The following is a 22,070-nucleotide window of genomic DNA, read 5'->3' as shown; positions in this document are numbered from 1 at the left end:
ACCAAGCGGCCTTGCTATAGAAACGGCGGCTTTTTTTGTTGTTTTAATTTAAACACACAGGATAAACCATTCTTTACGCACCTAGCCAAAGAAAATATTTTTAAAACAGGGGAGAAAAAGATGAAAAAAAGAGTACTTTCAATGATCATTGCACTAAGTTTCGTTCTATCGTTAGTCAATTTAGCTAGTCCTTTGGCTCACGCAGACGAGAAAACACCAGCCGATGAATTTCGTGTCGGAATGGAGGCCGGTTATGCACCATTTAACTGGTCGCAAAAAGATAATTCAAATGGCGCAATTCCTGTCGGAGATGGTGCTTTTGCTGGTGGCTATGATGTCCAAATCGCTAAAAAAGTCGCTGACGGCTTAGGTAAAAAATTAGTGATTGTCAAAACTAAGTGGGACGGCCTTCCTCCTGCCTTGCAGTCTGGCAAAATTGATGCCATCATCGCCGGCATGTCACCCACAGCTGAACGTAAAAAAGAAGTCGATTTTACCGATGCTTACTATGAATCACAATTAGTCGTTGTAACGCAAAAAGATGGCTCTTATGCCAATGCTAAAAGTCTAAAAGATTTATCCGGCGCTAAAATCACTGGACAACTCAACACCTTCCATTACTCAGTCGTTGAGCAAATCCCTGGTGTTATAAAAGAACAAGCCATGGATAACTTCTCAGCGATGCGGACGGCACTTTCTTCTGGCATCATTGATGGCTATGTCAGTGAGCGTCCAGAAGGTGTCACTGCAACTAGCGTTGACAAAAACATGACGATGTTAGAATTTTCAGCCGAAGATGGCTTTCAAACGACTCCCGAAGATGTGCAAGTAGCAATCGGGATGCGTAAAGGCGATCCAGACCAAGAGAAAGTTAATCAGATTTTGGCAACTATTTCAGCTGATGAACGAACAGAAATCATGGATCAAGCGATTCTTGATCAACCTGCTGCTGTAGAGGAAACAGCGGACGGCGATACAGATGAAGCAGCCGCTAAGGAAACGGGTGTCCTAAGTGACATTAAAACGATTTGGGATCAATCCGGCACGCTTTTCTTGCGTGGTGCAGGGTTAACTCTAGTTATCGCCTTATTCGGAACAGTTGTTGGAACGGTGTTAGGTTTATTAATCGGTGTTTTCCGTACGATTCCAGAATCTGAAAATAAATTCTTCTATTATTTACAAAAATTAGCTAACTGGTTGCTATCAGTCTACATTGAAGTTTTCCGTGGCACACCAATGATGGTTCAAGCAATGGTCATTTTCTATGGACTAGCACTAGCTTTCGGTATTTCGTTAGATAAAACCATTGCAGCTTTATTTATTGTTTCTATTAATACCGGAGCCTACATGTCAGAGATTGTTCGAGGCGGTATTTTCGCCGTTGATACTGGTCAATTTGAAGCAGCCCAAGCCATCGGTATGACGCATGGTCAAACGATGCGAAAAGTCATTATTCCGCAAGTCTTAAGAAATATTTTGCCAGCTACAGGTAACGAGTTCGTCATCAATATCAAAGATACTGCCGTATTGAGTGTGATTGGTGTCGCGGATCTATTTTTCCAAGGAAACTCAACCGCTGGTGGCAACTATAAATTCTTCCAAACGTTCACAATCGTTGGTATTATGTACCTGATTATGACTTATACGATTACCCGAATCTTGCGTGTTGTTGAGAAAAAAATGGACGGTCCTTCAGCCTATGTCCAAATCGAAGTAGCCGACGAAGTTGCTATTCAGGAAGAAAAATAAGGAGGTTTCCCATGAACACAATTATTGATGTACAACATTTGAAAAAAAGCTTCGGTACAAATGAAGTCTTAAAAGATATTAACTTAACAGTCAACAAAGGCGAAGTTGTGACCATCATCGGCTCTTCCGGTTCTGGAAAATCGACACTTTTACGCTGTATCAATCTACTAGAAAAGCCAACAGACGGCAAAATTCTTTACAAAGACGAAAACGTCTTGGCGAAAGGCTACAGCTTACCTACGTACCGCACACATCTTGGAATGGTTTTCCAGCAATTTAATTTATTCAATAACATGAATGTCTTGGATAACTGTCTATCCGGTCAATTAACAGTCTTGAAACGTTCAAAAGAAGAAGCACGTAAAATTGCGCTTGAAAACTTAGAAAATGTTGGCATGGCCCGCTATGTCGATGCCAAACCTTCTCAGCTTTCTGGTGGTCAAAAACAACGGGTGGCAATTGCCCGCGCGCTATCTATGAATCCTGATGTCATGCTATTTGATGAACCTACTTCTGCCCTTGATCCTGAAATGGTCGGCGAAGTGCTGACTACTATGAAAAATTTAGCGCACACGGGTTTAACCATGATTGTCGTTACCCACGAGATGGCTTTTGCCAAAGAAGTTTCTGATCGCGTCATCTTTATGGATAAAGGGGTCATCGCCGAAGAAGGCACACCTGATCAGCTCTTTGTCCATCCAAAAGAAGCCCGGACGAAAGAATTTTTACACCGCGTACTTAATTAATACGATAAACGCGCCAGAAAAAATTCTATCAAAAATTAAAAAATGTCAGAAGATTGTTCCACTAGCCATCTAAAAGCCGCAAAAAACTAGCGGCAATCTGCTAGACATACGTGAACTTCATCCTTTACTGCTGGGACATCAGTCGTTGCACTGACTGTCTCAGCTTTTTTTATTAAATGGTTGCTCCACAAAAAAACTGACGAAACTTTCCCGATTTTTATTGTTAAACAAATGTAAGCATGTTATTTTTATTAGAAATAAAAAAGTTAGGAGTTGTTGTTATTGGAAAAAAAGTTAGGCTGGCGTGAATATCTTTATATTGGTTCGATGCTTTTCGGCATGTTTTTTGGTGCCGGAAACTTAATTTTCCCCGTTCATATGGGACAAGAAGCTGGTGCACAAATTTTTATGGCCAATTTAGGTTTCTTAGTTACAGGTATTGGTTTGCCTTTTTTAGGGGTCATCGCAATCGGTATTTCAAAAAGTGAAGGGGTCTTTGATTTAGCAAAACGAGTCAATAAAACCTACGCAATTATTTTTACAGTTCTTTTATATTTAGTCATTGGCCCATTTTTTGCCTTGCCACGTTTGGCTACGACCTCCTTCGAAGTCGGCTTAGCACCATTTATTGATCCAACTATCCATCCAGCATTTCTCGCATTATTCAGTGTTTTATTCTTTTTAACCGCTTGGTTTTTCTCACGCAAGCCGTCAAAAATTTTAGATTATGTTGGGAAATTTCTGAATCCACTATTCTTGGTTCTATTAGGTGTTTTACTCTTATTAGGCTTTTTGAAGCCACTTGGCACGGTCTCAGAAAGTCTGGTCCAACCTAGCTATCAAAGTAATACCTTTATCACTGGCTTTACACAAGGCTACAATACTTTGGATGCCCTTGCTGCTCTCGCATTTGGGATTATTATCGTGACAACTATTCGGAATATGGGTGTCACTCAACCTTCTGCTATTGCCAAGGATACGATTAAATCAGGCTCTATCAGCATTCTTCTTATGGGAATTATTTACACGCTACTCTCTTATTTAGGCGCTATGAGCTTAGGTGAATTTCCGCTGAGTGCCAACGGTGGTGTAGCTTTAGCGCAAATTGCTAATTATTATTTAGGAACCGCTGGCAGTATTCTCCTGGCCCTGATCGTGATTGTCGCCTGTCTAAAAACTGCGATTGGCCTGATCACCGCTTGTGGTGAAACCTTTGTGACGCTTTTTCCTTCACGGAGTTATTCATTCTATGTGGCAGCAGCCAGTATTTTACCCTGCATCTTCGCCAATGTCGGACTAACTAAGATTATTCAATTTTCAACACCTGTGCTCATGTTTATTTATCCTTTAGCCATGACCCTAATTTTACTCGTCTTGCTCAGTCCATTATTTAAACATCGCCCCCACGTCTATAAAATGACTACCTATTTCACATTGTTTGCAGCGGTGTTAGATGCGCTACTAGCATCACCAGATTTCTTAAAAAATACAAGTTTGGTTAAAAAAGTCTTAGAATTTGCGACTAATTATTTGCCCTTTTTCACGATGGGCATGGGCTGGATTCTCCCCGCTATGATTGGCTTTATACTGGGAATTATCTGGTCTATCATCAAACCAAACACCTTCTCTGATCCTTTAATTTAAGAACTTATCTCGACAGCAGAAATTCTGAAAATGAATTTCTGCTGTTTTTTTATTAAATAATTCTTTGCTTAAAAGAAGTTTTTTTCGGGGAACGCATGAGAATCTGCTTTGAGAGTTAGGTTATCAACTGACAGCACTTGTAAAACAATGTACAATGCGGTTAAGGAGGGCGAACGTATGTTATATGAAGAATTGATTATGGATCCGTCTACATTGATAAAGTTCGATTTATTTAAAAAAATTATTCGCTTAAATGATGAACATTACCCTGTCACACAGCTTGCCGAAGAAATGGATTTAAACTATCAGCAGACAATGATTGACTTAGCAGAGATTGATAAAGATTTGGTGGAAATCCATCCAGATCACCCCTCTATGCTAATTGGTGCGGGAAAAGTTAACTCTTTCAAGATCACCACAACCATTGATGAATATCGCTACTTTTTACTACAACAGTCGGTCCCTTTTCAATTTATGATTTATTTTTTAAATGAACCTAACCCCAATATAAATAAATTTTGTGAAGAATTCTTCGTTAGTCGCTCGACTGTTTCCAGAAAAATTATTAACCTTCGAGCTTACTTACATCAATTCCACCTCCGTCTTACTTATACAGAAGCTGGTTTGGTGGGGGATGAACGAATTATTCGGATTGCTTTATTTATCTTAGTTTGGTTAGGCACACGAGGTATGTATTGGCCACTCAGTGTTTCTGAAGAAAAAGCCGAAGAACTGGCGCAAGCCTATGCAGAATATTTCCCTCTCAGCCGAACCTATTTAGGTCGCCTAGAATTAAAATTTTTTGCAGGAATTTTTTTGTCACGATTCGCTAAAAATAAATTCGTTAAATATGATAAACGCTATGATTTTTTATTAAAGAAAAACACCTACTATGACCCACAAAAAATTACAGAGCTGATTGATTTCCCTTTAACCGCTAGACAAATCAAAGGTGAGAGTGGCTTTATCGCCTTTTTAGCTCACTTCGCCCCCTTCTATACAATTGAAGAGGATAGCAGTTTGTTACAGACATTAGAAGATTTTTCGACTCGCCCAAATCCTGTCTATGACCTGACAACTAAGTTTTTGGATTATGTCCGAGCACATTTCTTCGAAGCTGAGCCAGAATTATTAGAAAGTCCACTAATTTTCGGCAACCTTTTAAATGTCGGCTTCAGTTTCTATGTCCTACGACAAGTCTATCCATCTATTCATGGCCTCGTCGTTCAGCCACAAATGCAAGCACACTCAAGTGAGGAGTTCCAAGATAAAATAACACAATTTTTCCATTCAATTAAGACTGAACAATCCTTTAGTTTCATTACTGATGAGGTCCTACCTGAGATTTCTAAAATGTACGCAAGTATTCTCTTACCTTATTATGACCGGGTAAAATACTCAGAGAAATTACAAGTCAGCCTAGCCATGGAACACAATTTTCTGTTAGTAAAAGGATTGTATCAATTTTTAGATGACTTAAAATTTGTCGAAGCTGAACCCTACAACCATGCAAAAAGTCAAGACTATGACTTAATTATCAGCTCGTCTCTTTTATTAAAACAAGATCAACCCAATTTACCCGTTTATTTCTGGGATCATTCATCAAGTGAAACGGAATTAATTTCGCTTTATCAAGAACTACGACAACTCTATACCGAAAAAAACTTTGAATAATAGTCAAATAACATTTGAAAAAAAACGCTAAAAAGAAATATATTCAGCTATAAGATTCCCTTAACAATTCTTTACAGCTTTTGAGAACTTTTATCACAGAATATTCATATTTACTCGGTAATATATAAGCATACCAACAAACAACCCTAACAAAACACTTTTTCATTTTTTACTCCTTTGCCCACCAGCTACCCTCTGGTGGGCCTTATTTTTGCCAGTTGCCAGTTCCGCTTACCAAGTATCGCAGTAGCGGAATGGTATGCGTAGGACAATAAAGAAAATGGCACATTTTCATTTCCTACCCGTCCCTAGCTGCTCAACTCAACAGCTGCAGAACCATCTTACAGACTCCATCCCTCTGCTCATTTCAAATACTCAATAAATACCAAAGCTTATTTAATTTACCGAAATAATTTCTTAAATATTTCCAAATAGATTTGTCACAATTTAGTCACAGTCATTTGCTATTATATATACATACCCAGAAACAACCCTAACAAAACACTTTTTCATTTTTTAACTCCTTTGCCCACCAGCTACCCTCTGGTGGGCTTGTCAGTTCTACTTACCAAGTATCGCAGGAGTAGAATGATATGCGTAGAGCAATCTTGTGCCCCCGATACCTCCTCCATCACTCAACTCCTATTCCATAACCATGAAAATAAATCCCTGAATCTAATCACTTGTCAAACAATACCTCATCAATCAATTCAATATTAAGAATTCCGCTTACCTTTCTTTACCATTTTTTTATGTTTTCATCCTAATTTATTCAAACTTTCTCGGTATAGTAATTACATACCCAAAAACAACCCTAACAAAACACTTTTTCATTTTTTACTCCTTGCCCACCAGCTACCCACTGGTGGGCTATTTTGCCAGTTCTGCTAACTTAAGTGCATTAGCAGAATGGTATGCGTAGGACTATAAAGAAAATGGTACATTTTCATTCCTTATCCGTCCCTAGCCGCTCAACTCAACTTTTGACGATCCATCTAGCAAGAATGATATGCGTAGAGCAATCCTGTGAATTGGTACAATTCACTTCGTTTAAATGCTCCTAGCTGCTCAACTCTATATTTGTACATCCATTTAGTTGAATGGTATGCGTAGGACAATAAAGAAAATGGCACATTTTCATTCCTTATCCGTCCCTAGCCGCTCAACTCTATAGCTGCAGAATCATCTAGCGGAATGATATGCGTAGAGCAATCCTGTGAATTGGGACAATTCACTTCATTTAAAATGCTCCTAGCTACTCAACTCAACTTTTGCCAATCCATTTAGCAGAATGATATGCGTAGAGCAATAAAGAAAATGGTACATTTTCATTCCCTACCCGTCCCTAGCCGCTCAACCCAACTTGTACCAATCCGTCTAACAAGAATGTTAACCACTCTCTAATCTACACATCATATTTCATGCAAACTGCTTCCTCATATTTTCCCAAAAATTATTTTCGAATGCATTCTTTAAAATGTTATTTTATTTATTTTTTTAATCAAGTTAATAGTTACTACCTCTAGCAACTGGGAATCCTCCCAATAACGAAAAGTTAAGTATACTTACTGTTGGGTCTATTTAACTTTTGAAGAAGTTCAATATCTACTAAAAAGATCACCAAAAAATAGTAAGTATACTTACTTTTTTTGATTCTAACGGAGAAAAGGTTAAGTATACTTATTATTTTGAACTCTTCAAATTTTGAAGAATTTTGACGCTTGGTAGGAGGAATCCCCTCAAAGATTAAGTATACTTACTTTTTTTGACTGTAATTTTGGACGTTCAATTTATTTTTTCTCAAAAAATACAAAAAGAACGTTTTCCTTATAAATCATAAGAAAATTTAGGAAAGATGTTTTTAATTTCTTTTTAGCAGATAATCCAGTGGAAAATTTTGACATTTAGTAGAAAAGCTACCAAAAAAGTTAAGCATACTTAACTTTTTGGAATATATTCTTGGACTTTTCATTTATGATTCCTCAAAAAACACAAAAAGAACGTTCTCCTCAAAAATTTCAGGAACAATAATTTTAGTTATCTTTCAGCAAACAATCCAGATTTCTGACTTCAAATCTAACTTCAAACGTGTTATATATCCTTATAAATTGACTAATGATAAGTATTGTTTAGTCTACATCTACACACCCTATTCCATGCAGACTACTTCTAGAGTTTCTCTGAAAATTACTTTTGAATGTATTTCTTTTAGCACTATCATGAAAAGATTTCTAGCATGCACAATATTCATAATCTCATTAAAAGCAAAAAAAAGCCCCTGTCCACTACACGACTAATCGTGTTGCAAACAGAGACTTCCCCTTAACATCCCCTAGTTTATCTAGTGCCTTGCTTCAGAACAGACTTGATAATAAGAAAACAGATTCCAAATAGCCCTACTATAATCCCACCTAAGAGGAAAAGGGCTCCTTTACTTGAGAGACGATAAAGCATTTTTTGTTGCAGTGTCTTTTCCTGTTTCACTTGATGACTGACTAGGTTAGCTCCTTCAGTCACAACTGCATCCTGTTCATTGGCTTCTATTTTTCCACTAACTGGCCTAATTTCTGCATCAATAATCAATCTATTCGGTGTTTCATAGACACTATCGCAAGTGATGAGCCGCAGTATGCCACTTCCAGAATCCTCTAGCAAACTGACTTCCTCTTCAGAAACGATATAACTCTTTACAACTTCAAAGTGATAATTCTTTTGATCATAGCCAAGTTGGATCATATCACCAACGTTTAATTCAGCTAATCGTTCGAAAAACGAATGCGCATAATTCAGATTGTGACCGATTAATACGAGATCCTCTTTCGTCGGGATTCGATTTGGAAAGAGCGAGACGCAGCCTAATAACAGGTTACTATTACTCAGCTCTGGCAAGATTTCCAAATCCAAATCTATCTTAGGAATCGTCAGTTTCCCGACTGCCTCGACCGTCTCTGACTGCGTATAGCTCGCTAGAACATCCGCCATTTTTGGTGAACGAATCGCCGTAAACTCTGCCTCATCCGCAATCGAATAATCAGCGGAATGAACTGAAACGATTCTTTTAGTGTAGCGCGTGCTGTCGATCAAGACGCCTCGTAAGTACGGAAATGCTATTAATAACACACTAGCCATCAGAAATAAGGACAACATAAAAGCTAATATCGTTGTGTTTCTAGCAGCTTTATCGCTGGGCTTATTTGGCTTTATTTTCATGGCTTCGTTTTCTCAAAATAATGACTAGCAGTATCAAAATAACCAAGAAAGAAATGCCTAAAAGGATATACATCACGTTGGAATTATCTTCAGGAATGCTGACATCTTTCTTGTTGAGCTTCTTCGCTTCCTCTGCCTTGACCGTAAAATCCTTACTGAATTCCCATTTATCAGTATACGTTTCGTCCTCTTCCGCCAAGTTTTTGTAAGTATACTCCCCGGCATCATCTTTTCCTGCATAGACCGTCACCTTGGCTGTATAATCTCCAGCTTCTAACTTTTTCCCATTCAAAGGAGTTGGGAAATCCATATGGGAATTAGGCACCATCTGCATATTTTCTTTTTGATTTGTATACAAGACTTCTGTCGTGCCTTTTTTGACGATTTCACTTATTACTGCCACTTGGCTGACATAGATTGGTTGCTTATTTTGAATCGTCGTAGTAAAAGCGTTGCGGCCATTTATTTGTGTAGGATGCGCAGCTATCAAGTTCAATTCAGGTAGAATCTCCCCCTCTTTGCCATGCAACACCAAGCCTTTCACAAAAGAAAATTCATTTTCGATGGCCATACCTTTTGCATCAGTCGATTCCGCAGTCTCTGTTTTGCTCACCTCTTTAAATGTCACCCCGCCGGCTAATACACCCTCATACTCCTTGTCCGGCATTTTAATGGTGATTGGGTAAGTGACACTACTGTTCGCTGGGATGCTGACCGTCTTCTCATACGTCACCAAATCTTCAATCATATAGACCAAGCCATCCGTATTCTTCGTTTCACCTGCACTGTAGTTAGCCACGCCATTCATATTCGTGACTGCATGATTGATAATGATCTCCAAGTCAACTGGATTCGCCGTCCCATTAGTCAAAATAAACCGTTCTTCTCGTTCTTGCTTCGGTGCCAAGCGTAAATCCAAATAGGTCTTTTTCTCGTCCACTTGGTACTCAGAAGGAATCGTTTCAACAGAAAAATTCAGTTCTGCTGCCTCGACCGCTTTGGCCCCTCCAAAAATTGCTAAAGTAAATAGTAAAACAACTAGTTTTTTCATCGCATGTCTCTCCTAATAAAATTTATATATATCAACTGATAAAGTGACTCGGAACGATTCACTTCCCATTCTAGCTAATATGACAAAACTCACTAAACGAATAAAAAGCACGAAACGCTCGATTTGATCAACGTGTTCCCTACTTAATCACTCAAATTTGAATGAGCTTTGGCTTATTATCTGAATCTTAAAATGATGTCGCATATCTTGTATAACGCTTTTTTTCAAAAACTTGTTCATCAGAGTAACGCTGACTGGGGGAGACGCTGCTCCACCCAGTCACGACTCTAAAAAATATATTTACGCTGGTACGTCTGCTAATGACCAAATAAGTTTTGTTGAATAAACAGCTTTTTCTTTCTTAGATCCACCAGGAACCTCTAGTGAGATACTTTCAACAGCACTTGCTGCATCAGCCCCCCATTTAGTGATATACGTTCCAGCCCCTTGACCTGCAGCGGCGATCATTACTGTTTCTTCAGCACCTGCTGGGTCTAATGCGATACTTGCAGTAGCGGTTGGATGTGCTGAAGTCGAATTTGTCGCTAATGTTCCGTCACCTAGAGTGATTTTAGCACTAGCCAATTCAACACCACTAGATGTTTTGAATTGACCATCTTGTTTAACTGTTAAAACCCAACCAGTTTCTGTTCCACGGTTATCACTGACCTGAACATAGTTAGGACGTGAAATTTCAGCACCCTCTTTATCTGTTGCTTTCTGTAATTCAGCAAAATAAGTCTTTGTTTCTGACGTAATTTCTTGTTGGCCAAATATCAAGCTTGAAGCAAAGTCGATACTTAATGGTCCCGGTGTTCCCTCCGTTGGTGTTCCATCTGGTTTTGTCGGATCTTTCGGTGTCACTCCTGTATCTGGATTATCTGGGTCCAACGGTTTTGTTACACCAGTAGCCTCAGTAAATTCGATTTGACCATTTGTTTCATAAATTGCTGGCGCTGCATTTGCCGCTACCCCTGTTAAACTGCTTAATAAAATCGCACTCGCTAAGATAATTGAACTTTTTTTCATTTTAAATTTCCCCTGTCTGTTTTTAGTTTTTTATCGTTTTTTTCGTCCTGTTGCTTACAAAGGTACATCGCTCAGTGTCCATGTTAAGACAGACGCATACTTCACTGCATCCTTCGCAGTGGCACCCGGAATCGTTAATTTTACCGCTTTGTTCACCGCTACTTGGCTCTCTTCGCCCGCCGCATTCTTTTCCGTTACTTCCTCAACACTGCCCCACTTAGTGACCCACGTTCCAGCACCGGTATCTTTCGCCGCCGTCGTCACTTTTTCAGGTTCCCCAGGAGTCAATTTTACTTGAGCCTCCGGTGTTGGTGCAGCACTAGTTGCCAAGCTGTTGACAGCCGCCTCACTCAGTGAAATCACGGCTCCTGTTAAAACATCATTCGCTGTTTTGGTGGTTGCCGTTAATTGCGTTTGTTGGGTAACTGTTAGCTGCCAGCCAGCATTCGTTCCACGATTATCGCTCACTTGAACGTAATTAGCTCTAGCCGCAGTTCCATTAGAAAACTTTTGCGCACGCGCATAATAATCCATTGTTTTATTGGTAATTTTGTTTAAACCAAAATCAAACGATGAGGCAAAATCAATACTCAAAGGCCCCGCCGTTCCTGGTGTTGGCTTTCCTTCAGGATCTGTTGGGTCAATCGGTGTCACCGGTCCAACAGTCTCAGGATTTGTCGGATCAACATCTGGATCAATCGGCTCAGTAATCCCTGTTCCCGGAATAAATTCCACCACACCATTTGAAGTGATTGATTGTTCCGCCGCAGATGCACTGATGCCCATGCCAGATAAAATGAGGGTCGTAAGTAAACTATACGCAACTTGCTTCTTCATCTGTCTCCTCCTTGTTTTACGGTGTATCTTTCAACACCCATTGTATTTTAGTCGTATAAAGGTTCTTCAATCGAACGGTTTCATTGAGTACATCGACTTTGACACTATTCGCCGCCTCAGCTTCAGACTGACCCATACGAATAATCCAAGTGCCCATGCCCTGACTAGCTCCTGCTGAAGCAATCGCGGTTTCCTCTCCTGGAACAAATTCAATTCTAGGTGCAGACAACGTCGGTCCATTTTCTGACACTCGCTCTGATAACACCGAGAGATTCTCAAAAGATAAGACACTCCCTCGTAAAATTGTTTTTGTCTCCGTTTCGAAAGGCGATTGAATAGCCGTTAATTGCCAGCCAGTGCCCGTTCCTCTAACATCTGTAATCTGAATGAAATTCGGTCGTGCCTCGCCGCCCACTAAATACTGTGGATCAGCAAAAAATTCTGTTTCTTTCGTCGAAACCGGATGTTGACCAAATTGGAAATTGGAAGCAAAATCAATACTCAAGTTGCCACCCGTTCCCGTTTCTGGCGTCCCCGGTAAAGGATTCACCGGTTCAATCGGCCGATTAGGCTCAGGATTCAATGGATCCAAGGGACTTCCTTGACTCTCACCACTAATGACTGAGACCTGATTCTCCGACTCAATCTGACTTTGTTCTTCCGCAGCAAACGCCAGTGGACTGTGAATAATTGTCGCCACTAGAATCAGTGAGCCAATCAATTTCTTTACATTAGCCATGTGACACCCGCCTTTTACTCAACCAGTAGACTCCCCACAGACAGATTGAAAATAACAATCCGCCAATCATTTGATAGAGACCATATGAATGATCTCCTGCTTTAGGAATCACTGGATAAGTCGGTTTTGCATAGATTGGACCCGCAGGTACATCAACTCTGCCCTTCGAACCAGTATCTGTTCCGTTACCCGTTCCATTTCCGACGCCGTCTCCAACGCCACTTCCAGAATCATTCCCAGCTCCGTTTCCAGAATCATTACCAGAATCTTTGCCATTCCCGTTATCGTTCCCCTGATTCTTATCATCAGGATCCTGATCAACAATATTATCTGGATCTTTGTCATCTGGATTAGGTGCTACATATTTTCCATAAAAACCAGTGACAGCATTTGAGTCGTACCCCTCACTTGCATAGGTAATCATGCCCCCAGAAGTGAAAAGAATAGATACGACGAGTAATAGACTGCCTATTTTTTTCATCTTCTCATCCTTTCTTCTATGGGGTATCCTCAATGCTCCAGCTGTATTTCCCATGGTAAGAGCCTACTCGTTGGTTTTCAACTGGTAGAGAAAGATAGATTCCTTCTCCATCTGCTTGCCAAAATTGACTGACATTAAACTCTTCAGCTGCGTCATCCTTTGTCGCAACGATTACTTGATCTTGCGTGATGAAAGTTTTCTGCCCATCTTTTTGGAAATATGTGTAGCCGGCCAATGTTTCTGCCGTCTCACTTGAAGTCAACGGAGTGATTTCCTGTACTTTAATTTTCAAATGATTCGCTTGATTTTCCCGTTGATCTTTAACAATTAAGGCTTCACTCAGCTGACCAAAGACATTTTGTTCTTGGTTAGACGCTTCAATTTGACCAAATGAGATACGCTCCGGATAACTAATAAAGCTCGTTTCCTGCGGTCGCTTCAAGACAATCACGCGCATCGTAAACGTGACTTCCTCTTCATTCCTACCCGTAACTTTGTAGACGACTTGCCCTTCACCTTCGGTCTCAGTATTAACCGTATTCGAGGCAACGATTAGTTGGTTCGTCAAATCAGTTCCATCACTATCGCTAGCGGTGGCATGATTTTTTGGATCAAACGTTGTGCCAACATACAGCTCCAAAACTTCCGGTGCATCAATCTTTGCCGGCCATTCTATAACCCTTACGATGATTGTTTTACTAGAATATGAATAATCAATCTCACTAATAGCAAAGTAAATCACTTCATATTCGCCTACTTTTGAGGTATCGACATTATAGTCTTCCGTTAAATATTCTACGGGCATCGGTGTACCATCAATATTAATAAACTGAGCATGAGTAATCGGATCAAAGGACTGACCTATATAAAGAGTTATGTCCTCGGCAATAATCTCTGGTCCTTCCATTTTGTAGACTTCAACCAGAATATAATCCGTCACTCGATTACCATTTGCCCCAGTCACCGCAAAATAGACGACGTAATTTCCTGGCAATTGTGTATCCACATCGTTATAGGTTATTGCAATCTTGTGGGTAATTTCTGTTCCGTCGCCATCCGTCGCTTTAACTCCGTCTAAAGGATTAAAATTATTGAGAAATTGTCGAATACGCCTATTTTTATTTTCAATTTTAATCACTGCATCACCAATAACAACTCCGCCACCTTTAACTGTCACAGTAATTGCCTTCGTAATCGTGACGCTGTTATTGCCCGTCACTTGATAGACGACTTCATAAGTCCCCGGCACATTGACGTTCACGGAATTACTTTTTACGGTAATTTTACTGGTGATATTGCTACCATCGATATCTCTGGCACTCAAGTTATTATTAGCACTCAGTGGATTAAATGAGGCCCCTTTGTTGATTGTCACATCATCAGCTGTAATAGTTGCCGCTAAGCCAACCGTCACAATCGGTCCCGCATTAAAGACTGCCTCTCGATAAGAAAGAGCCGTCAGAGGGTTTTTATTCCCACTGGCACTATTGGTCGTTGGTCGGTCTTCAACATTAGCTAGTCCAGCATTATCTGTCGCAATCACTTGCAATTTATCACCAGAAACAATGCTCGGTAGCGTCAAATTAAATCTCCCGCTGGCATCAGCCGTGGCTGTGACACTGGTTAAAGAACCATTTTTATACAAGGTAATTTTAGCGCCTGCCTCAGTTGAGCCAGATAAAGTTTTGGTTGTCGGCGCGATAATTGACGAACCACCAGCTAATCCTGTTGGATTCGGTGGCGTCACATCAATCACCGTACTAGTTGCTTGTTCAACAGAACTTCGGCCCCCCCTTTTGGCGCTTCCCGTTACTGTTTTATTTTTCATCTGAAATTGCGTTCCTGTCGTCTTCACGTACCCATTAGCATCTGTGGTCAAATCAGTAAATTTAGTCCCTAATGAATCTGTGATATCGGCTTTCGCTTGGTCCTTCCCAGCATAGACAGGAATATAATTGACACTGCCGTCATCAGCCATTCCGTTATTATCAGGACTGTAGCCAAGAATAACTCTAGCTTTGACTGATTTATCGGCATCTGTCACTGAATTGAATTTCAGCTCTGGGTCCTGATTTAGCCCAGAAATTCTTCTAATTCCAGCCGTTGGAAAATAAGAAGAAAGTGTGCTATCCGTAGTTGAAGTCACAGTCCCATTGGTCTGCGTGATCGTCGCTGCTTCTGCTAAATAATCTGCAGGTCCATCCGCATTGGTTGCAAGTCTCCAAGTGCCGATATCAGAATTTTTAATCTGAAAAGTTTTGATATTGGCATTTGCAATACTTGAATTAACTGTTGTCCCACTAGAATAATTTCTCAGGTCATAACTCTTAGGATTATCAATTATGACATTCATCCGAGCCGCATCAATAGCCGATGTAGTATTGAACAAGGGTCTATTTGTAGCACCAATCACATACAATTCGCTCTGTGGTCCCACTGAAAAATAAGAATCTACTGCGGGACTTACAGCAGAACCAAACGCGACCGGCGCACTTCCTGAAGTTAGTGAAGTCAAATTAATTCGGTTATTCCCTTCCGCAATAAAACTACTATTATAGTAGTCACTCCGCCAAGCATTGCCCGGCATCGTTGCATTAAAGCTGGCACCTTTTTTTAATCGTAGCTCCGTATAGTAAGCAAAAACCACCGGATATAGATAGCCTGATCCAGTCATTTTAAAATTGGCTGTAGCATTCTCACCCACTTCAAATTTACGTGAACCAGAAGTCGCTTGGGTCATATTGGATTTTGAATACCAAAAGAATGAGCGATCATCGTGAATGGGCTGTTTAATCGCCGTAACCTTCGCATTGGGAGCAATATAGACGCCATCAATCAAGGCCATCTCCGAACGCGTTTTCCAATAAATCTCACCAGCCAAATTCAGTTGCGCACCTGGAACCGAAGCAATCCGGATCACATTATCCTCGTGACTACGCACATTGGTAAAGTTAATCTCCCACCCTGAAACAGCAGTTGCTAGCACATCGCTATAATGAACCACTCCTTGAAGAGTCGAAACACTACTGGATTTAATCTCAGAAATATTTCTAATATCCATAACCGCCGTAGAAGCTAGTTTGACTTTAAAGAGCGAGCCACCTAAATCTAACTTATAGCCATTCCCTTCAATCGAGAAGGACGTTGACCGCTCCGTCAGAATATTCCCTGAAATAACGATGTCTCTGGTAAATGAAACCGCTGTAACCGCCTGATTGTTATAGGCGTTTTTCAACTCTTCACCCGTTGAGACTTGCACAACAGTTGCTCGTGGTGTTTTTTCAACCGTCTTTTCCTTTTTGTCCGACTCCTCTGTCTCACTTGAATCTTCTGTACTAGCAGATTCTTCTGTGGCAGCCGAACTCACTGGCGTCTCTGAGCTTTGGCCTGTATCTTGACCTGTTTCACTTGCCGGATTTTCTTTAACCTCAGGATTCTCTTGTCCCTCCTGGACTCCATTGTCCACTTGGCTATCTTGATTTTCCTGTACTTCTTGTACTTCTTGAATATCCTGACTTGCCGGATCTCCAGAAATGCCCACATTCTCTGAGTTTTTAGTATCAGACTCAGTTTTTTGGCTTCCGTCGACCTGTTCACTCACCCCTGCAGCTAATCCTTCTTCCCCCTTAGAATGATTCTCTGCGCTTTGTTTCATCTCTCCCTCATTAAGGCTACCACTTGTTGCTTCAACTGCTCTTACCCCATACTCCTCTAGACTGCTCGGTAAAACATTCGTATCTAAAGTAGCTCGTTGACTTTCCTGTTGTCCTTCTTTTGCTAAATCAGTTCCTGAATCAGCAGTAATTGCCAGGAAAGTTGTTGGATGAAATAACAGTAAGCCAACTAAAGCAGCTGAAAAAAGTTTTTCTAGTTTCCTTTTCTTCACTTTTTCACCTCCTGTATCAATGACATAGGTTCTCATAAACGATTGGTTCAAGGATCAGACATTCAGCTAGCATCCCTTAATTTTTTCCGAATGAACGGCACAGAGAGCGCTTTTGTCAAACCCTTTAATGTAACGAAGAAGATGGTAGTTGTTCATCGAACAATCTAGCCGGGGTGCTTTGTTGCTGCTATTTTTTTGATGAGGCTTTCCTGACCCCATTAGCAAAAGATATGTATCTGCTTGTTCCATCTGTGAAAATCATCTTCGACTAAGCAAAGATCTGCTAATTAAGTCAGCTGTCCTGTCAAAACTAGGTTCTCTATAGCTGCCTTCAGACTCGTTTTTCCTGTTTGTTAAGAGGCCCTTGTATCCGCGTGTTCGATACCAGCACCTCACGAGTCCTTTCAAAACATTGCCTTAGACTATTTCATTCTATAAACCCTTTATCCAACTTTCTCCTTTACACTCTCTAGTATAAACAAGTTAAGTCATGATATTATTTCAACATTTTTTCTAAAGAAAAAATATTTTGAAATAACTATTCTAAATAACTAACAAATAATTCGCTAAAAATAACTATAGTTTACTAATTACAGCGTTCAAATAATCGAAATCTAGAAAGACAGCCAACACCAGTTAAGCATTTGGTCTACACAACAAAAAAAGCCCAGTGAATACGTAACGTTTCACTGAACTTTTTGTTTGACTATCTATCTATTATTTGTGTGACTATTCATCTATTTTGTCATACGTTCTTCTGACCCTTTGGTCGAAAGCACACTAATCTTTTTAATTTGAGCAATAGAGACCATATGCATCTGTTGCTCCTGAGATTGATCACGTAAAACCACTGTATCTTTTCCTACCGTTTTGGTAGCAATCCAACCTGAAATGACCTTAGCTTTAGGATTATGCGGCTCTTCTTGGACTTGAAGTACCACTAAACTTTTCTGAGCAGCAGCCTTCTGGAGTTTCTTCACGATGTCAGCTGTCATCTGCTTTTGCACACGCTGATCACCAGAGTCATTAATAAAAGCATCCAAAAAGCTTTGAGAAGTCGTTGAGACCAATCTAGTTAATTTTTTCATAGTTGAATCCTTCTTTTTCTCCATCGTCATCGCCTCCTTAGCAGAAAAAACAAACGTTCTAGTACTTATCATTTTACCTAATTTTCAGAGAAAACACAAGAAAACATGTTCTCGTTCGATGTTCCCTTTGATGTTCCCTTTGATGTTCCCCTTAAAGGGTATCGACATTACCGTGTTTCTCTCTCCCCAAACTGCTTGAACCATTCAGCCAAGCCTTCCGAAACTAGCTGATAGGTTTCTTCAAAATCCCCAGTATAATAAGGATCTGGAACACCCATCTGTTCTTTTCCTGGCACGACACTCATGAATAGCTGAACTTTTCCTTTGGCTTCTTCTGGTGCTATGCTCAACAGCTCATCGACATTATTTTGATCCATACCAATAATTACATCCGCAGAAAGAAAATCCTGCGTCGTAATCTGACGGGCATAGATTCCTGAACAATCAATCCCCTGCGCCTTTAGAATTTTTTGCGTCCCGTGATGTGGCTGACTGCCAACTTCCCAGCGACTAGTTGCCGCCGAATCGACCACAATTTTATCTTCCAAGTGACGTGCTTTTATTTCAGCTCGCATCATTGCTTCAGCCATCGGCGAGCGGCAGATATTCCCTAAACAGACAAACAACACTTTCTTCATCAAACAAACCTCCATCTTCTGTATAAAAAAGAAGCCTATTCGACTTCATTTTTTGAATATAATTGATAAGAAAAGAACTCCACATCTTGCGCCAAACGAAATAGTTGTGTCGCAATCTCCAAAGGACTTTCTTCATAGCTTTCTAAAATCCAGTTAATCAGGACGCCACTACAGCCATACGAAAAGAACCGTGCATAGAAATATTTATCTTTTTCTGACAACTGCTTTTCTTCATCCATCTGATTGAACAAAGAAATAAATAATTTTTGTGTAATCTCAGAAAACTCATTGACCAGAATTTCTGGATCTTCTCGCACCGTATTATGATAAAAAGGACCTTTTTCTTTCATCGCTTTGAGCATCTTTAAGGCTTGTTCTTCCCAATTCTCCAAAGACAAACTTTCAGACTTCAGATAACACAAGGAATCCTCTAGATAGACCCAACGTAATAAATCATACTTATCTGAAAAGTGATAATAGAACGTCTGACGATTCAGCCCGACCTTTTTCGTCAGGTCTTGCACACTAATTTTTTTAAAGCTTTTCTCTTCACAAAACGCAACTAGCGCCTCACCAATAACTTTTTTTGTCTGCTTCGACTCGCTCATCATATCCCCCCACTCTTGTCTATTTATCATAACAAAAAATAGCGGAATTATCTTTAAAATTTTTTCAAATACGTACCATACAACTGATTATTATTTCGTATGCAAACCGTTTGATAACCAGCTGGCTTTATAATGAAAATCCTGTACCAGTTCGTCAGCCGACCAGTCATTGACAATCAAATCTTTGATTGAATCCATCACTAAAGCCATCACAAAATATAAAAAGCTAAGGGCTTCTTCAGTGGTACTCATCTGAAATTGATTGTTCTTAAGTAATGTCGTCCATTGTGTCAACATCGGTGAGTCCGCCGAAAGCTTAACTCGTTTGCCCCCTGACAACTCATTACTTTGGGTCAATAATTTTAATATTTTCCATTCTTCACTAGTCTGATCCAATTGACCACACCAAGCAAGATAGTGTTTAATGCCTTGGAAAAAATCATGTTCATTTTGACTAATCGCTTGTAGGATATCGCCATGAACTACGCCAGAATATTTTTTTACAATATAATGATAGGCATCCTCTAAATCTGTAAAATATTTATAAAAAGCGCCACGTGACATAGCCATCGCCTCGACAATTTCCGAAACCTTGACTAAGCTGACCGGTTGCTTACAAAAAACATCCAAGAGAATTTTTTCAATCTTTTCTTTTTTCGGTGATTTAAGCTGTAAAAATGTTTGGCTCGGCATGCTCAATCCTCCAATCGACAAAACCATTCTATCCATTATTATAACGATGTCGTTTATTATTTCCACCGTTTTCTTTGATAAATAAGCAGACTAGGCTTCCGCCTGCTCATTTCAAAGGCCACTTACTTCTCTTCTAGTAACCGGCCGTCTTCCATCCGATAGATGCGGTCACTCCATTGCACCATTCGCGAATCATGCGTCACCATGACGGTCGCTTTTTGCTTTTCATGCGCTTCTTTGACCAATAGTTTGACCACTTCATAAGCATGATCCGTATCTAAGCTGGCTGTCGGTTCATCTGCCAAAATTAAGCTCGGCTGATTAAATAAAGCTCGGCCAATCGCTACTCGCTGTCTTTCGCCACCAGACAAATCTCTAGGGTATTTGTCCTTCAATTTAAGAATATCCAAGGACTCCAACAGCTCTTCCATGTAGGCTTCCTCTTTCTTACGACCGGTTACTTTATCGACTAAATAAAATTGTTCCTTAACTTTTAAAAAAGGAATCAGATTGGCACTTTGTAAAATAAAACCAATCTCTTTAAAACGCAATTTCGAGCGTTGCTTCTCGGAAAGTCGCGTAAAATTCGTCTGATTAATCAAAATTTCACCAGATGTTGGATTTTGCAAGCCACCGGCAATCGTCAAAAAGGTACTTTTTCCCGAACCAGAAGGCCCAATAATACTAATAAATTCGCCAGCCTTGACCGTAAAATCAATGCCTTTTAGCGCCGTTACTTCAGTGTGTCCTTTACCAAACTTTTTCTCAATCTGATTCATCACTAAAATATCATTCATTTTTGACTAACCTCCTATGGCCGAAATCGGATTTACTTTTGCTACCGTGCGAATCGAAAAGAGTCCGCCAATAATTGCGACAACCAATAAAATGCCGCTATAAATACTCCACAGTTGCCAGTCTATTGAAAACGGCATCACTTCAGGCAGGATAAAACTCGTGCCATACGCTGCCGCAACCGCAATAATCACACCCACCAAGCCAACAATAAAAGCTTGCCCGACGATCGAGCTGGCGATAAAACGATTACTGATTCCTTGCGCTTTCATCACGCCAAAAATCGCTGTTTTCTGCAAAGTCATGACATACATAAAGATCCCGACAATCGCCGCCACGATGACAAATAAGAAATAGATCATCGCATTTAGCGTTAGATTTTGCGCCGAATAGCCCGGTAATTTTTCAATAAAATCGGCTACTTTCATCTGCTCTAATTTTGTCGTGGCGTCATTAGTTAATTCAACCTGAGACTCTTTCACAGCAACAATATTTAACGGTTGCTCCTCTTCTGAAGCAAACACTTGACCAGGGTATTTTAAAGCCGTCAAACTATCAAGCGACGTATAGATTACCGGCGTCACTGAATAAAAAGTTTCCGGAAAAATACCAACAATTTTGACTTTCTCATCGGATTTCCCAATTTTTACCAAATCACCAATCTCGTAGCCTTTGTCAGCTAAATTCTGTGAGATAATGACTTCACCATTCTCTTTAAACATCTGACCTTCCGTCACCTTTGGTAAGATAAACGCATCTGTGTCCGTGCCAAAGACTGAGACGTTGACTTGCTCGCCATCCCCTTTGATACCAGCGCTATATAAACCAATCGGCGCTTTATCTGCCCCTTTATCCGCTCCTTTGACACCCGTCAAATCCTGCCGGGTTAATTGAGAAGCCGCAAATGCTTGATTGGCATCTTCAGATAAAACAATCGTCTCCGCCTGCCAATCGACAATTGCTTGTTTAAACTGCCAAGACAAGCCCGTCGCTAAACCAGATAACATGAATACCACATACGCAATCAAAAACATAATGCCTATAATTAAGCCATAACGCAGCTTCGCGTACCGCATTTCTTTTATCGCTAAAAACATTCTGTCATCCTCCAATAATCATTTTCTAAAAGTGACAAACTGTCACCGTTTGCCCAGTATAAACTACCAGTGACAGTTTGTCACTATTTTTGCATTTTCCAACTT

Annotated in this window: 17 protein-coding genes; 4 read left to right on the top strand and 13 right to left on the bottom strand. The window is 40.2% G+C overall.

Annotated features, from left to right (window positions below; all coding sequences use genetic code 11):
* The first annotated feature begins 120 nt into the window (after positions 1–120).
* The 4 genes from BAU15_RS00365 (at position 121) to BAU15_RS00350 (ending at position 5,813) form a co-directional block, all read left to right on the top strand.
* Positions 121–1,749, top strand: a complete 1,629-nt coding sequence (locus BAU15_RS00365) for an ABC transporter substrate-binding protein/permease (protein ID WP_161840765.1) — start codon at positions 121–123, stop codon at positions 1,747–1,749.
* An 11-nt stretch (positions 1,750–1,760) separates the two neighbouring features.
* Positions 1,761–2,495: an amino acid ABC transporter ATP-binding protein gene (locus BAU15_RS00360; RefSeq protein ID WP_161840764.1), complete on the top strand. Its 735-nt coding sequence runs from the start codon at positions 1,761–1,763 to the stop codon at positions 2,493–2,495.
* A gap of 282 nt (positions 2,496–2,777) precedes the next feature.
* Positions 2,778–4,139 (top strand): branched-chain amino acid transport system II carrier protein, encoded by a 1,362-nt coding sequence (gene brnQ, locus BAU15_RS00355; RefSeq protein WP_161840763.1) that lies wholly within the window; start codon positions 2,778–2,780, stop codon positions 4,137–4,139.
* A 177-nt stretch (positions 4,140–4,316) separates the two neighbouring features.
* The gene (locus BAU15_RS00350) at positions 4,317–5,813 is read left to right on the top strand and encodes a helix-turn-helix domain-containing protein (RefSeq protein ID WP_161840762.1); all 1,497 of its coding nucleotides are present in this window, start codon (positions 4,317–4,319) and stop codon (positions 5,811–5,813) included.
* 2,337 nt (positions 5,814–8,150) lie between these two features.
* Here BAU15_RS00350 and BAU15_RS00345 read toward each other — a convergent pair.
* From BAU15_RS00345 to BAU15_RS00285, 13 genes are all read right to left on the bottom strand, one after another.
* Positions 8,151–9,023, bottom strand: a complete 873-nt coding sequence (locus BAU15_RS00345) for a class A sortase (RefSeq protein WP_161840761.1) — start codon at positions 9,021–9,023, stop codon at positions 8,151–8,153.
* Complete coding sequence (locus tag BAU15_RS00340) at positions 9,004–10,074, bottom strand: WxLIP family cell surface protein (RefSeq protein WP_161840760.1); 1,071 nt, start codon at positions 10,072–10,074, stop codon at positions 9,004–9,006. Before BAU15_RS00340 ends, BAU15_RS00345 begins: the two co-directional genes overlap by 20 nt.
* A gap of 300 nt (positions 10,075–10,374) precedes the next feature.
* Positions 10,375–11,103, bottom strand: coding sequence for a WxL domain-containing protein (locus BAU15_RS00335; protein WP_161840759.1), 729 nt, complete (start codon positions 11,101–11,103; stop codon positions 10,375–10,377).
* 54 nt (positions 11,104–11,157) lie between these two features.
* Positions 11,158–11,940, bottom strand: a complete 783-nt coding sequence (locus BAU15_RS00330; protein ID WP_161840758.1) for a WxL domain-containing protein — start codon at positions 11,938–11,940, stop codon at positions 11,158–11,160.
* 16 nt (positions 11,941–11,956) lie between these two features.
* Complete coding sequence (locus BAU15_RS00325) at positions 11,957–12,679, bottom strand: WxL domain-containing protein (protein WP_161840757.1); 723 nt, start codon at positions 12,677–12,679, stop codon at positions 11,957–11,959.
* Positions 12,672–13,160 (bottom strand): hypothetical protein, encoded by a 489-nt coding sequence (locus tag BAU15_RS00320; RefSeq protein ID WP_161840756.1) that lies wholly within the window; start codon positions 13,158–13,160, stop codon positions 12,672–12,674. Before BAU15_RS00320 ends, BAU15_RS00325 begins: the two co-directional genes overlap by 8 nt.
* Positions 13,161–13,176: 16 nt before the next feature.
* Positions 13,177–17,046, bottom strand: a complete 3,870-nt coding sequence (locus BAU15_RS00315; RefSeq protein WP_161840755.1) for an immunoglobulin-like domain-containing protein — start codon at positions 17,044–17,046, stop codon at positions 13,177–13,179.
* A gap of 737 nt (positions 17,047–17,783) precedes the next feature.
* Complete coding sequence (locus tag BAU15_RS00310) at positions 17,784–18,158, bottom strand: hypothetical protein (RefSeq protein ID WP_161840754.1); 375 nt, start codon at positions 18,156–18,158, stop codon at positions 17,784–17,786.
* A gap of 143 nt (positions 18,159–18,301) precedes the next feature.
* Positions 18,302–18,772 (bottom strand): low molecular weight protein-tyrosine-phosphatase, encoded by a 471-nt coding sequence (locus BAU15_RS00305; RefSeq protein WP_161840753.1) that lies wholly within the window; start codon positions 18,770–18,772, stop codon positions 18,302–18,304.
* Between the two features lie 35 nt (positions 18,773–18,807).
* Complete coding sequence (locus BAU15_RS00300; RefSeq protein ID WP_161841268.1) at positions 18,808–19,380, bottom strand: TetR/AcrR family transcriptional regulator; 573 nt, start codon at positions 19,378–19,380, stop codon at positions 18,808–18,810.
* A gap of 90 nt (positions 19,381–19,470) precedes the next feature.
* Complete coding sequence (locus tag BAU15_RS00295) at positions 19,471–20,109, bottom strand: TetR/AcrR family transcriptional regulator (RefSeq protein WP_237580097.1); 639 nt, start codon at positions 20,107–20,109, stop codon at positions 19,471–19,473.
* 86 nt (positions 20,110–20,195) lie between these two features.
* The gene (locus BAU15_RS00290; RefSeq protein ID WP_161840752.1) at positions 20,196–20,870 is read right to left on the bottom strand and encodes an ABC transporter ATP-binding protein; all 675 of its coding nucleotides are present in this window, start codon (positions 20,868–20,870) and stop codon (positions 20,196–20,198) included.
* A 6-nt stretch (positions 20,871–20,876) separates the two neighbouring features.
* Positions 20,877–21,965, bottom strand: coding sequence for an ABC transporter permease (locus tag BAU15_RS00285; protein WP_161840751.1), 1,089 nt, complete (start codon positions 21,963–21,965; stop codon positions 20,877–20,879).
* Between the last annotated feature and the right edge of the window lie 105 nt (positions 21,966–22,070).

The organism is Candidatus Enterococcus huntleyi (assembly GCF_009933175.1).
Lineage (GTDB): Bacteria > Bacillota > Bacilli > Lactobacillales > Enterococcaceae > Enterococcus_K > Enterococcus_K huntleyi.
The sequence above is the reverse complement of the archived record's forward strand: the minus strand, read 5'-3'. Positions and strand labels throughout refer to the sequence as shown.

What these genes read in the sequence shown, in the direction of transcription:
- BAU15_RS00365 (WP_161840765.1), top strand. Translation starts at nt 121, where the DNA reads ATGAAAAAAAGAGTACTTTCAATGATCATTGCACTAAGTTTCGTTCTA.
- BAU15_RS00360 (WP_161840764.1), top strand. Translation starts at nt 1,761, where the DNA reads ATGAACACAATTATTGATGTACAACATTTGAAAAAAAGCTTCGGTACA.
- BAU15_RS00350 (WP_161840762.1), top strand. Translation starts at nt 4,317, where the DNA reads ATGTTATATGAAGAATTGATTATGGATCCGTCTACATTGATAAAGTTC.
- BAU15_RS00345 (WP_161840761.1), bottom strand. Translation starts at nt 9,023, where the DNA reads ATGAAAATAAAGCCAAATAAGCCCAGCGATAAAGCTGCTAGAAACACA.
- BAU15_RS00340 (WP_161840760.1), bottom strand. Translation starts at nt 10,074, where the DNA reads ATGAAAAAACTAGTTGTTTTACTATTTACTTTAGCAATTTTTGGAGGG.
- BAU15_RS00335 (WP_161840759.1), bottom strand. Translation starts at nt 11,103, where the DNA reads ATGAAAAAAAGTTCAATTATCTTAGCGAGTGCGATTTTATTAAGCAGT.
- BAU15_RS00330 (WP_161840758.1), bottom strand. Translation starts at nt 11,940, where the DNA reads ATGAAGAAGCAAGTTGCGTATAGTTTACTTACGACCCTCATTTTATCT.
- BAU15_RS00325 (WP_161840757.1), bottom strand. Translation starts at nt 12,679, where the DNA reads ATGGCTAATGTAAAGAAATTGATTGGCTCACTGATTCTAGTGGCGACA.
- BAU15_RS00320 (WP_161840756.1), bottom strand. Translation starts at nt 13,160, where the DNA reads ATGAAAAAAATAGGCAGTCTATTACTCGTCGTATCTATTCTTTTCACT.
- BAU15_RS00310 (WP_161840754.1), bottom strand. Translation starts at nt 18,158, where the DNA reads ATGGAGAAAAAGAAGGATTCAACTATGAAAAAATTAACTAGATTGGTC.
- BAU15_RS00305 (WP_161840753.1), bottom strand. Translation starts at nt 18,772, where the DNA reads ATGAAGAAAGTGTTGTTTGTCTGTTTAGGGAATATCTGCCGCTCGCCG.
- BAU15_RS00300 (WP_161841268.1), bottom strand. Translation starts at nt 19,380, where the DNA reads ATGAGCGAGTCGAAGCAGACAAAAAAAGTTATTGGTGAGGCGCTAGTT.
- BAU15_RS00295 (WP_237580097.1), bottom strand. Translation starts at nt 20,109, where the DNA reads ATGGATAGAATGGTTTTGTCGATTGGAGGATTGAGCATGCCGAGCCAA.
- BAU15_RS00290 (WP_161840752.1), bottom strand. Translation starts at nt 20,870, where the DNA reads ATGAATGATATTTTAGTGATGAATCAGATTGAGAAAAAGTTTGGTAAA.
- BAU15_RS00285 (WP_161840751.1), bottom strand. Translation starts at nt 21,965, where the DNA reads ATGTTTTTAGCGATAAAAGAAATGCGGTACGCGAAGCTGCGTTATGGC.